Origin of the sequence: Marinimicrobium sp. C6131, from assembly GCF_026153455.1 — a bacterium.
Lineage (GTDB): Bacteria > Pseudomonadota > Gammaproteobacteria > Pseudomonadales > Cellvibrionaceae > Marinimicrobium.
In genome coordinates, this window is the sequence record NZ_CP110629.1 from 2,777,845 (window position 1) to 2,790,745 (window position 12,901).

Annotated in this window: 9 protein-coding genes; 4 read left to right on the forward strand and 5 right to left on the reverse strand. The window is 60.4% G+C overall.

The window, feature by feature from the left end; genetic code table 11:
• Positions 1-35: 35 nt before the first annotated feature.
• On the reverse strand, positions 36-3,077 hold the full coding sequence (locus tag OOT55_RS12045) for a TonB-dependent receptor (protein ID WP_265366116.1): 3,042 nt from the start codon (positions 3,075-3,077) through the stop codon (positions 36-38).
• Positions 3,078-3,244: 167 nt separating this feature from the next.
• A complete protein-coding gene (locus tag OOT55_RS12050; protein ID WP_265366117.1) occupies positions 3,245-5,431 on the reverse strand; it encodes a glycosyl hydrolase in 2,187 nt (728 codons plus the stop codon).
• 505 nt (positions 5,432-5,936) lie between these two features.
• On the opposite strand from OOT55_RS12050, the gene OOT55_RS12055 reads away from it, so the two are divergent.
• Genes OOT55_RS12055 through OOT55_RS12070 form a run of 4 tightly spaced genes read left to right on the forward strand, consistent with a single transcriptional unit; the run spans position 5,937 to position 9,115 of the window.
• Complete coding sequence (locus OOT55_RS12055) at positions 5,937-6,512, forward strand: RNA polymerase sigma factor (RefSeq protein ID WP_265366118.1); 576 nt, start codon at positions 5,937-5,939, stop codon at positions 6,510-6,512.
• Positions 6,485-7,219 (forward strand): anti-sigma factor domain-containing protein, encoded by a 735-nt coding sequence (locus OOT55_RS12060; RefSeq protein ID WP_265366119.1) that lies wholly within the window; start codon positions 6,485-6,487, stop codon positions 7,217-7,219. Before OOT55_RS12055 ends, OOT55_RS12060 begins: the two co-directional genes overlap by 28 nt.
• Before the next feature lie 35 nt (positions 7,220-7,254).
• On the forward strand, positions 7,255-7,893 hold the full coding sequence (locus OOT55_RS12065; protein WP_265366120.1) for a leucine-rich repeat domain-containing protein: 639 nt from the start codon (positions 7,255-7,257) through the stop codon (positions 7,891-7,893).
• Positions 7,883-9,115, forward strand: a complete 1,233-nt coding sequence (locus tag OOT55_RS12070) for a hypothetical protein (RefSeq protein WP_265366121.1) — start codon at positions 7,883-7,885, stop codon at positions 9,113-9,115. The genes OOT55_RS12065 and OOT55_RS12070 overlap by 11 nt, the downstream gene beginning before the upstream one ends.
• Positions 9,116-9,281: 166 nt before the next feature.
• On the opposite strand, the gene OOT55_RS12075 is transcribed toward OOT55_RS12070, so the two are convergent.
• The 3 genes from OOT55_RS12075 to OOT55_RS12085 are packed head-to-tail and all read right to left on the reverse strand — an operon-like array spanning position 9,282 to position 12,867.
• The gene (locus tag OOT55_RS12075) at positions 9,282-10,382 is read right to left on the reverse strand and encodes a hypothetical protein (RefSeq protein WP_265366122.1); all 1,101 of its coding nucleotides are present in this window, start codon (positions 10,380-10,382) and stop codon (positions 9,282-9,284) included.
• Positions 10,366-11,175, reverse strand: a complete 810-nt coding sequence (locus tag OOT55_RS12080) for a hypothetical protein (RefSeq protein ID WP_265366123.1) — start codon at positions 11,173-11,175, stop codon at positions 10,366-10,368. Before OOT55_RS12080 ends, OOT55_RS12075 begins: the two co-directional genes overlap by 17 nt.
• A 15-nt stretch (positions 11,176-11,190) precedes the next feature.
• Positions 11,191-12,867: a hypothetical protein gene (locus OOT55_RS12085; protein ID WP_265366124.1), complete on the reverse strand. Its 1,677-nt coding sequence runs from the start codon at positions 12,865-12,867 to the stop codon at positions 11,191-11,193.
• Positions 12,868-12,901: the final 34 nt, after the last annotated feature.

Below are 12,901 nucleotides of genomic sequence, written 5' to 3' on the forward strand. Positions count from 1 at the left end.
CCGTTGACACTGCCATCCGGTACATCCACTCTCGCTTAGAAGCTGTAGCGAGCGCCGATGTTGTAGCGAGCGTAGCCCTGGTAGTAGCCCAGCACCTGCTCGTTTGCGCGCCCGTAGTTGCGACCACTCTCTTCGGTGAGGTTCAGACCCTCGAAGAAGACAGACAGGTTATCGGTCACGTCGTAACTGAGGTTCATGTCCACCTGACTGTAGTCCTCAACATAGATCGGGTTGTTACCTGTACCCGATGCTGTAGAGGCCAGGAAGTCATCACGCCAGTTATAGGCAATACGCGCCTGGAAGCCGTCTTTCTCATAGAAGGCAATCAGGTTGGCACTGTCACTGACACCGGTAATGGCGAACTGAGGGTCGCGCAGAACCATGTTGTCGAACGATGTGCTCACGTCCACCATAGTGTAGTTGGCAATCACACCAAATCCAGTATCCCAGAAGTTATGCTGGACCGCGAGTTCCCAACCATCAATGTCGACCTTCTCGTCAGAGTTGGCCGTCTCGGTGACATCGAATGGAGAGTTCGGGTCTTCACCGGGGATACCCACAATCACGATATTGTCGCTGGCATCCAGGTAAGCGGTTTCCGGATCCGGGAAGTTGTCATAGATGTACTGGCGAATGGCGCCAACATCATTCGGAGAGATTCCGGAGTCAATCGCTGCCTGAGCGCGCTCACCCAGTGCCGGATGCGGCGTGTTTTCCAGCGGCGCCTGTTCCCGAACCACACGGGAACCGATGAAGTTCTCGACTTCTTTCTGGAAATAACCTACGGAAACGTAGCTGGCTTCACCGTAGTACCACTCGGCCGACAGGTCGAAGTTATCCGATTTGAACGGGTCCAGACCCGGAGTGCCGCGGCTGGCAGTACCTCCATTGACTCGCACACCCTGGTCATAGCTGGTGCCACCACGCAGGTTCAGCCAGTTCGGACGGGCAATACTCTGGCCGTAGGAAGCACGCAGAACCACATCAGACGTCACTTCCAGGCTCGCGTCGAGTGACGGCAGGAAGAAGTCGTAGTCACCGCTGTCGATGACCGACTCTGCGCTACCCACCGGAGGCATATTGAACTCGTTGGCTGATACCCACTCAATCGGACCGTAGCTCTGAGCAGTGGCTGGCGTACTGACTTCGGTAGACTCATAGCGTACGCCGGCGCCCAGTCCAAACGGCATCTCCGCCAGCTCGGTTTCCCAGTTGAACTGGACATAGGCGCTGTCAGAGTCTTCATAGATTTCGTTGAACTGATCCGGCGCGGCGGCACAGTACCAGGTGGAGCCATCCGGACAATCAGCGGCACCGGCACCATCGTCGAGGTTGGTAGCGGCGTAATCGCGCACGTCTTCAAAGCTGAACGCGAAGCGCTCATTCAGCGGCGTGGTGTTGGTACCACCCAGGAAGTTCATATCCTCTTGAGAGGTTTCACCGTAGCTGCCGTCGAAACGATCCAGAATGGTTTCACGGGAGAAAAACTCGGCGGGAATGTCGCCGGCCTCGCCCAGGCCACCCCAGGTTTCACGCTGAACGTTGGAGAAAGCAGAGCGATAATCACTCTCGGTACGTGCGACACCGAACTGTAGGCGCATCGCTTCGTTGAACTCCCACTCACCGTCCAGTTGCAGCTGGTCGATTTCGTGCTTCATCTGGCTATTGCGGAAGAAGCTACCGGAGACCTGCAGGTCTTCGGTGCGCAATGCGCTACCTCCAGCACCATCCAGCACATCGAGGATCAGTACCGGCATTTCACCGGCCACGTTGACGGTGGTCTGGTCGCGGACATAAGCCGACACCGCGATACCCACACTGTTACCGTAAGGGTTGTTCGGGCGGGCTTCCGCCTTGGAGCTGTGGTAGTCCAGGCTCAGAGTCAGCGGGTCGATGGGGTTCCACTCGGCGTTGAAGCCAATGGAGTTGTTTTCATACAGGGCAGCCTGCTCACCGACACCAAAGGGCAAGTCACCATTGGTCATATCTTCAGAGTACAGCAGCGGCGTCTGGACCGCCGGGGACTCTTTGTCGGTAAAGATGGTGTTCTGGCCGCCGAAGTTGAACCAACCACCCACATCGTTGTACTCGGAGTTGATCTCGTTTTCGCTGTAGGTGTAGTCCAGCGTGGTGGTCAGGTCTTCGTTGGGCGCGAACTGCAGGGTCAACTGACCATTGGTCCGCTTGCGCTCAAATTCGGTAAAGGCGTAGCCCATCTGCTGGGGAGTAGAGTACACGTCCTCTGGAGCAGGCTGATTGCGGTGATTACCGTTGGCAAAATCTACTCCACCCCATTCGTTGGTCACGCCCGGTTCACCGCTCCAGTCCTGAACTACGGTACCCGGGAATGAACGCCAGCCGGTACCGATCTGCGCGGCAGCCGTACCACCTTCACGCTCCTGATAGCTGGCGGTCACCGCCACACCGAATTTGCCATCAGCAAAGGTGTCGGTGTAGATACCGGAAAGCTCAGGCGTCATGCTGCTGTCGACGGAGGACTCGTCAGTGACCCCTTTGATGCCGATGGAGGCGCGGGAGTCGAGCTCCAGCGGACGAGGCGTCAGGATGTTGATGGTCGCACCCATGCCACCCGGAGGGGTGTCGGCGCGGGACGTCTTGTAGACCTCAACGGCGGTGACACTCTCTGAGGCCAGGTTGGCGAAGTCGAAAGAGCGGGAGCCGGAGGCCACGGTGGCTTCCAGAGTAGCGCCCGGCATCTGACGACCGTTCAGGGTCACCAGGTTGAAGTCTGGGCCCAGACCGCGAACGGTCACTTTGGAACCTTCACCGTCGCGACGGTCAATGGATACACCGGTGATACGCTGAAGTGATTCAGCGAGGTTGGTGTCAGGAAACTTACCGATGTCCTCGGCGGAGATCGCATCCACGATACCGCGGGAGTCCCGCTTGATATCCATGGATCGGGTCAGACTGGCGCGAATGCCGGTCACCACGATCTCTTCCAGCATGGCCTCTTCGGCCTCCTGGGCGTAGGCACCGCCGGCCAGACCGGCGAACGCGGACGACGCGACGACGGAGGCAATAAGCTTGCGCTTGAAACTGCTGTTGTTGGTCATATGCGAATCCTCAAACCGTTATAATTTTAATCTTGCCGATGCGGTCGATGAGTGACGACCGCTCATTTGACACTATCCCCGCATCCCGGGACTTTCGTCGTCCCACTTTGCCAAAACACCTCAAGGTGGCCAGTCTCACTTTACGTTTCGTAAAGCGAGACACCCTTTCAGCCCCCGCGCGACGGCACTTTCCGGATTCCGAACGTCCCCGGAGCGACCTTCAGCCGAACCCCGTCCGAGAAGCTTACGATCCGCTCCGTATCACCAAAGTTATAAGCCAGATAGGTGGTCTGGGTGTCCGACCCAAAGACCACAGCGGCCGGATAATCGGCGGTCACCTGCCCGGCCCCGGAACGCAGATGACCCAGCTCCGTCCAGGCGTGCACCCACTGATAAGTATGGGCTCGGGTCTCACCCTCTTCCGGCGTATATTCAAAACCGGTCTCGGCCATATCCCCCAATGACGCCTCGGCGTCGGTCATGGCCCAGATATTCCACCAGATATCCCGCCAGTGCCCCTCTTCCAGTCCGGAGGGTTTACCATTGGTGGATTCACTCAAGCCCAGCGCCACATAGTCAGCCAGGTAGCCCGGATGCTGCCCGAGATGGAACACCAGTGGACTGAGGGGCAACCCCTGAATGCCCAGAATGTGGGCGTGCGCCTCGCTGAACCAGGTGGTAAACACATGCCCGGCTCCCCAGACAATGGAGGTGGTGAGTTTGTCGTAGGCATCGGGGAAGTTTCGGTAGGTCTCCGGGCGCTCGCGATAGCCGTTAATGTCATTCCAGTATTCCCAGAAAGCGGCCGCCGTGGAGGCATGCAGGTAAACGCCCCGCTCCACCAGCTCGGGCTGTTCGGTCACCAGGCCGTACAACACCATGGCACCGTAGGCGGTAGCCGCCTCGGAGGTCGATTCGTTATTGTTGCCCAACAGGTAATTGGCGGCCCCTGAGGCCCAGGAAAAGCCCAGAGCGGGGTCAAAATGGCGCAGATAAGGAAACTGCGGATCATCGCGGCCCGCAGCATAGTCCCGGATCAGGAGCTCAACCATCGGCCCCCAGCGGTCTTTGGCGCACCAGCCCGGGTCCACCCGACAGATTTCCGCCGCGGCGCGGACAAAGTAGCCGTAGTGAAAGTGGTGATCGTTCAGGGCCTGGTGGGTGCCAAACGACTCGTGTACCCCCAGCACCGTGTTCCAGCGGTCGTCATAGACAAAATACCGGGCCTGCTCGGCGGGATCGGCGGTAAACCAGTCCTCCAGCTCGGATTTCAGCCAGTCGATCAACCGATTGGCCTCTGACTCAAGCCCCTCCTCCCGAGCCAACAGAGCCAGCTCGGCCACCTTGCCGTAATTCTTTCCCGCAAAATAGGTATCGGTCGCCCGGTTCCAGTCCTGCGGGTCCCGAGTCATAAAGTCATGCACCAGTGCCCGCAGGCGCCCGCCCTCATAGCTCCCGAGCCCGGAAGGAAGCCCCGGGAGCACGCCTACAAAAGACAACTGATAGTCAAAGCCGCCGGTTTCCGCAAACCGTATGACGCCACGGGCACTGCGTGCCCGATAGTCGGTAAGCACTTGCTTACTGTTTTTCCATTGCAATGGCTGAAGTCCGGCCAGGGTCTTCACCGGCTCGCCACGATAGCGGTACTGGTGGGACACCGTCACCCGGTAATCGCCCGGATCGACCCGGTAGTCCACGCGAACCTCGTCCACGGGTTGCCGGGCATGGGTGATAAAATCCTCTATCATGGCGGCCGACGGATCAGTCTCTCCCGCCGGGAGCCAGGTCAACGTAAAGTGGCTATTGCGACTGGCGGCGGTGATCTCCGAACCCTGGACTCCGGAGAACTCCGTCTCCCCATGCCCTGTCAGTAAAAAGTGGTTCCTGTTGCCCGCCACATCGGTCCAGAGCCCCAGCGTATTGCCCTGTTGGTAGAAGATGCCTTTTCGCTGACCGTCCGCCTCCAGGGTTCGCACCTGCAAATCGCCACGGAACACGCTGAGGTAGACATAGGGGGAGCCTTGCACAAAGGTCGCCGACATCACCGGCCGGTGACCACTGCGCCACTCCAGTGAAACACTGCCGTCACTGTAGTCCCTGACATAGGCATCCAGGCGATCAAACTGGCTATTGGCAACGGCAATACCATCGAACACCTCGCTCAGAGGCTCAGGCACCGGGTAGGTGACGCCCTTCTCCTGAACACGCAGACCGACGGGTATTCCCATCAGGCGCATCCCGCGCTCAGTAATTCTTGCCATCCACGGGTCCGGAGTAATATGCCCGGGGCCGTCGGGGTCATCCACCGCATGAGCACCAAAGAACGTGATGTTGCCCCACCAGCGATGGGCCATGGTGGGCTCCCGGGCCACCGGAGCGACGACCCTTGGCTGCAAAGGCATGGGCTGTATGGTGCCGCTGCAGGACGGAACCTGCGGCCTGACCACCCCTGCGCTGGTCAATCTTGCCCCTTCTTCTTCCACGTGACACTGGTAGCTATGAGGCTGAACTCTGGAGCTGACTGAGCCGGCACCATGCTCACCAGATGGTTGGCAACCCGCCAACACAAGGCTCAATACCACTACACTGAACACCACACTCACCCGTGACACGTCGCCCTCGCTTTTTGTTATTTGCCGCTGTCGGCGGTCCGACGCGGGTAACCGGTTTACCGGTCATCATGCGCTATACAACCTGAATTCTGTCCCGGCCGTCGCCCCACTTTATCCCTTTGCTAAACTGGGACGCTGAAGGTGACTTTCCTCAGGGTGCAACTTTTAGCGAGAAGGTGCGTATCGTGGCGAGGGAGACGGTGTTTGCCGCCGATAAACCTCCAGCCACTTCACATTCGGACAGGCTATGGACTCAAACGACGACATTCTGGTGGCGCTGATCGGCCGCTGCGCCATCAATGATCAACGGGCACTGAAAGAGCTGTTCGGACGCCTCGGCGGCTACCTGAACGCCGTCGCCTACCGCATTGTGGGTTCGGAGGCGCTCAGCCAGGAGGTGCTCCAGGACGCCTTTGTGCAGATATGGCAAAACGCTGCCCGCTACCGCCCCGATATCGCCCGTCCGGTCACCTGGATCACCAGTATTGTCCGCTACCGGGCACTCGATGCATTACGTCGGGAACAGAAACACCTGAACCACCGGTCACAACCTGAGCGGGATCACGACCCTCTGGAGTCTGTTGCGGCCGTCAGTGACCCGGAGCAGGGAGTTCAGCAGTCAGAAGTTCGGCGCTTTCTGGCACAGTGCTTCGCCAGCCTCAATGAGCGTATGCAGAATGCCATCGCCCTGGCCTACCTTGAAGGCTGGTCCCGGGAAGAGCTGGCCCGGCACTTTGCCACCAATACCAACACCATCAAGTCCTGGCTACACCGGGGCGCAGAGAGATTACGGCGATGTCTGGAAGCACAGATCGGACAATAAAGCCTGACCGGCGTGCCTTTGAATACGCACTGGGCACCTTGCGGGGCAGCGAACGTCGTGCCTTTGAACGGGCCATGGCCCAGGACCCGGCGCTCGCCCGTGAGGTTCACGACTGGGAGGAGCATTTGATGGCTCTGCAGGACCCGCATGCGGGTCGTCCCCCGGCGCCCGACACTTGGGAGCGGATTGAGCAGCGCCTGGCCGGTAGCCGCCAGCGGCCGCGCCGCCGGTACTTCTCCTGGTCGAACTGGGGCTGGGGAGGGGCGGTCGCCGCGCTGGTGCTGGTCCTCGCACTCCCCATGGTACTCATATGGAAAACCGGCGCACCGCTGTGGCCAACGGGTGCCCCGCAAGCACCCAACAGCGATTATGTCGCCGTTCTGGCAGACACCGAGGGCCAACCGAGGCTCACCGCTCTGACACTCCAGGGTGGTGAAACCCTCTGGCTGCAATGGGACGAGTATCCGCAGACCGAGGGCAGCCTGCAGCTCTGGGCCGTCTCACGGCGCGATGGCCAGGCCCGCTCCCTGGCGATTTTTGACAATGCCGAGCGGCGCACCCTGGCTCTGGACCAGGCGGCCCGGCGCCTGATCACAGACGCCGAGTACCTGTTGCTGACCGAGGAGCCGCCCGGCGGTTCGCCCCTGGACGAACCCAGCGACCGGATTCTGGCCAGAGGTGCCTGCGTGCGCCTGTCGACGAGCTAGAATGAAAGAATAACGGAATACAACGGAAGGATAATATGTTTGCACGCCACTGCGCGGTTTTGCTGTTCAGCCTCGCCGTCGGTCCGCTATTGTGGGCCGAAGACGCTCCTGTGCCCGACCCCGCGTTCCAGAGCTGTGTGAAAACGCTGATGGCGGAGCACGGCTGGTCAACGCCCGCCGAAGTCACCGCCATCGAGTGTCACGGCGCGGGTATTGAACAGATTGGCGATCTGTCAGCGTTCACCGCCCTGGAAAAGCTGTCGCTCTATGACAACCACATTGAGCAGGCCCGGCTATCCGGTCTGACCAACCTGAAACACCTCAATCTGGCCCGCAACCGCCTCAAACAGATCGCGATCAGTGAATTGCCCCAACTGGAAGAGCTGTACCTGTTTCGCAATCAGCTCGGAACCCTGACATTGCGAAATCTGGAAGCACTGAAGGTGCTGCGGGCCAACTCCAACCGCATGCACCGGTTCGAGTACGAGGCACTGCCGGCCCTGGAAAAGATCTACCTGTTCGACAACGAGATGGAACACATCGATATCCATCATCTGCCGGGCATGCACTATATGGATGTCCGGGAAAACCCCATGCCGGATCCTCTTTACGAGGAGATGGACCGGATGACCCAGGTCACCATTCTGCATGACGGTAATGCCGATGACTGGTAAGCACCGGGCTACCCTGATCAGCCTGCTATTGTTCAGTGTCTGTTGCGGTGCGGCCGAGCATTCACCCGAGTTGAGCGCCCGGGCCCGCCTGGCGGATGCCACCGTAGCGGGCGAACCGGGACGCGCCGCCTCCCTGCTGCTGCGCGCGCGCTTGGCCAGCCGCTGGAGCCGGCAGTGGTCCACCTTGCTGGAGATCGACCATGTCAGCAGTGGCTGGCAAGACGACCACAGCGACGGTCGACGCCTGAACGGCAAGCCCCTGATTCCCGATGTGCCCGGTACGGAGCTGAACCAACTGGCCCTGCGCTACCGGGGCGCGGAAACCGAAATCACCCTCGGACGCCAGCGCCTGGATTGGGACGAGCAACGGTTTCTGGGCAGTGACAGTTTCTGGCAGCAGGATCAGACCTTCGACGCCCTGGCCCTCGAGCGTCGCCTGCTGATGAGTTCCCGCTGGCAATACCTTTATATCGGCCGGGCCAACCGCATCTTTGGTCGGGGTCGGGACCTGCCCGAGCACGACGACTCATACTACCCGGACACGGACCAACCACCCGGCTACTACCCCGACGATTACAGCCTGGCGGGTGAGCACCGACATGACAGCCACCTGACCCGGCTGGAACTCAATGAATGGGACTACACCCAACTGGTGCTCTATGGCCTGGCAGTGGACAACCGGGACCAGCCGAGCACATCCAACGACACACTCGGCGCCCGTTACCGGTTTTCCTACCAGGCGCATCCACTGCGCTATCGGTTGCTGCTGGAAGTGGCCGCGCAGGAGCTGCCGGAGCTGCCCGGACTCCCCCAGCCGCACTATTACTTGGCGGAACTGGCAGTAGGCTATCAATCCTGGGAATGGCTGGGACGCCACGAAGTGTTGGGTTCAGACCAAGGCTATGGCTTTACCACCCCCATCGGTTCCACTTACCTCTTTCAGGGATTTGCCGGCGTCTTCGCGATCACGCCCGACGACGGTCTGAAAGACAGCTCCCTTCGTCTGAACTGGCGCGCTCACCCATGGGAAATTTCCATTCGCCACCACTGGTTCAGCGCCCAGACCGACGGCCGGGACTACGGCAGCGAATGGAATATTGAAATACAACTTAAACCCGCCCACCCCCACGAAATCGCCCTGCGCTACGCCGATTTTCAGGGATCGTCCCCTTACCTGCCCAACCAGCGACGGGCTTATCTCGACTATCGTTATAACTTCTGAACAGTAGTATCACGTTCGGTCCGCTACGGGGTAAGCCCTTTCAAGACACGCCGTGAACCCATCCCTGGGGGCTCGACGCGCGGAATCCCGCCGCTTACGGTCTTGAAAGGGCTTACCCCGCATCGGCCCTAAGTGCCAAATGCCGCCTTCCTACGGCAAACCAACGTCAATAATAAAAATGCACCTGCACAAACCCCTGGGTGAAGTTACCCGTTTCACGCTGGGGAATATCCTCGCCGACGCGGATTCCGCCGCGCAGTTGCAGGCTGGCGTAGGGGGTATATTCCAGCAGGAGCGAGTGACGGTTACGTTCGTTTTCGTCGATGGCGGTATCCGGATCCAACCATTCGGTGGTCAGCTTCAGGTTGTAACCCTTGGCCAGCTCCCGATTGAGTTCCACCAGGCTCACCTCCTGCACCTGGGCAATGCCCGGCAAGTTGGTGACCGAGTCGTCCTCGATGCGACTGAACTCCAGCAGTACCCCATAGCCACCGACAGTGAAACCACCAAACAGGCTGGCCAGCTCGCGCTGCCCGATTTCGGCATCATTCAACACGTAGCTGCCACCGGCACGCCAATGGCGAGTCACATATTCCCCCCGGGTCAGATACTGAAAATTCCGATCATCGTTGCTCTGGCTGTTGCTGCCGTTGCTGAGCGCTACATCGAATCGAAGTCGGTCGAAGTTGAGTCCCAGCTCGACGCCCTGATCACTGTTATTGAAATTGAACCCGGACGCCTGGCGAACAAAAGCGCTGTCATCCTCCAGCCGCAACCCGAAGGGCAACATCAGATTGCCCGCCTTCACGCTGTGGTCACCAAAGCGCATCATGACAAAGGCCTCGCGGTTGCGACCGCCACCGGGTAGCAATTGCTGATCCAGATACAACATGACCGGTGAACCCTTGGGTTGGAACGCCAGATACAACTGACCGGTCTGGGTATTAAAGCGGCGGGCATCGCCGGCTTCATCACCGTCAACGTCCATCTGGGTGGCGCTGAAGCGCAGGTCGGTGCCAAAGCGCAGGCTGTCATTGACCTGGCCGCCGTCGAACGCCTCCGTGGCGCCGGCCTGAGCGGGCAGCTCATACGCGCCGTAGTAGGCGCCGTAACTGGAACGCAGACCGCCACCACTGGGGTTGACGTGGCAGGCGGCGCAAGGCTGCCCCGTGCGCAGGGCCAGATAGGGCTCCGCTGTTAACGTCAGAGGCGCCACCAACAGTACCCCGAAGAACACTAAGCGAATCAATTCAGAATGAGATTTCATGGCGGAACAGGCCTCCTTCGATTCGGTCCCGGTCACCGTCCAGTACACGGCGTTGTTGATCCAACAGGGTGGCGACGGCGGGGTCATTCACCACGACCTCGGCGGCCGTGACCGGGTAGTCCGGTAAATACCAATGAATCCGCAGTTGCTGTCCGCCCTCCAGACTCAGCGCATACTGCTCCGGTGACGCCAGAACACGTTGTCCATCACTATGGAAATAGACTTGCACCGCGTCCGACAGCGACTCGGCAGACAACGCCCGGCTGAAGCGAAGCGTTACAACGCGCTGTTCAGATTGCTCGCTCTGCAGGGAGACGCTGGTGGGCGAGTCACCCACACCGTCCCGGGGCGCGCCGTTTTCAACCCAGTCGCGTACCTGGGCGAGGCGGGTGGCACTGAGCGGGCTCATGCCCAGAGGCATTTGCCCGCCATCGATGCCGTCAGCCCCTTCGAGTTTGCGAAGCAGGTAGCTCGCCTCCGGATCCCCCGGCGCTACGCGCAGCACCGAGGGTTGTTGACCGGAGGGCTGGTCGACCAGAGAATCGAAGCTGCTCTGCTCCGAGTCCAGCCGCAGGCCCTCGGGCGCCCCGCCACCGGTGTGGCACTGGGCGCAAATGGGGCTGAAGATATCCGCCTGCAATTGGGCCAGGGTACCCGGCGTCGGCGGCGTGTCATTGCCGCCGTTGCCATTGTCCCCCGAGGGCAGCCCCTGCTCGTCCAGCCCCTCCCCGGACCCGGCCCCACAGCCGGTCAACAGACCGGCGAGCAGGAGACACAGTGACACTCGCTTCATGACTGCGCCTCCCGGTTACGGCGTTGCGAAGAACCAGGTACCAAAGCCATCGGTAATATCGCCGTTGGCATCTCCCGGTGCGCTGTCGCCCGCGTAGAAGTAAAGGGGCTCATCCTGATAGCGCCACTGGAAGCCACCCTCCGGGTGCTCGATCACGCTGAAGTCACCGAAATCACGAGCATCCTCCGACGCATAGAAGGCGGGCCAGACATCCAGACAACTGCCCGTGCAATTGGACTGGCCATCGGTATCTTCGGAGAAGGTATAGAGGGTGAATCCGTGCCGCTCGTTGTCCGGATCGCCATTGGCATCCACCAACATACCCCAGGCGACAAACAACTCACCCTCGTCGGGATGGGTGTTGACCGCCACCGGAGGAATCCGGGCAAGACGCCAGAGGTCATTGACTTCATCACCACTGACATCACCGGGCTCGGAATCCGCACTGAAGAAGTACAAGGGCATACCGTGCAGCGCCCACTGCTGTTCGCCGGAACCACGCTCCACCAGACTGAACGGCGCGCCCGCTTCGGCACCGTCGTGGGCGATCAGCGCCGGCCAGGCGTCCAGGCAACTGTCGGCGCAGTTGGAGACGCCGGGCTCGTCATTATCGAAGGTATACAGGGACATGCCATGGGCGGCGACCGCGTCGGTCTGCTCCGCCATACCATCGGGCGTGGCCTGCAGCAGCAGTCCCGCACCGGCAAAGGCGGAACCCCGCGAGGTGTCCTGAACCCGCCAGGGCAATGGACGCGCCAGCTCCCAGTTCTCGATGGCGGCACCATTGATATCCCCGGCCTGGGTATCGCCGACAAAGAAGTACAGGGGCATGCCCTGATAGGCCCACTGCATGGCCGTGGCCCCCTCGGTATCCATATCCCGCTCGATCAGACTGAAGGGCGGTTCGGCCACATCGTTTTGCTCCGCCAACAGCGGCGGCCAGTTGGCCAGGCATTGACCACTACAGACGGACTCTCCCGGTTCGTCCATGGCAAAGGTATACAGGGTGTAGCCGTGCCGGTTCTGTTTTTCGGCGACAAACGCATCGGTCTCGCCGTCGGTTTCAGGGACGCCCACGGAAACCTCACCGGTGGCATTGAAGTACCGCCCTTCATCGGTATTGCTCATTTCATCACTGAGCCGTGCCGGCTCGGTGACCGCCACCCGCCAGAGATCGTTGACGCCCTCGCCATTGATATCGCCGGGTTCGCTGTCACCGGCATAGAAGTACAGCGGTTCGCCGCGCAGCGCCCACTGGGTGCTGCCATCGTCCCGCTCCACCGTGGACAGGGGCGGTTCCACCACCGAATCGTCAGTGGTCAGCAACGGCGGCCAGGCCTCCACGCAGTCGACATTATTGCAGGCCGACTCACCGGGGTTATCCATGTCGAAGGTGTACAGTGTCATGCCATCCAGGTCACGATTTTCTTCCATAAAGGTGCCACCGTCGTCGTACAGTACGCGGGCGGTGCCATCGGCGGTATAGGTGCCACCAATCAGAGTCAGGTTAACCGTCAGAGGGGTCGGCGAAGGGTCATCAACAGTACCGTTACTGCTACTGCTACTGCTGTAGCCATTGCTGCTACCGTTACCGTTGCCACCACCGTAACCGCCCCCACCCCCGCCTCCGCAGGCCATCAGGGTCAGGGCGCACCAGAAAATCAGAAATCGGAACAAGTTGGAGACTGTCATGGGTCGCACTCCTTTTCGGATTGAGTCTCCGCAA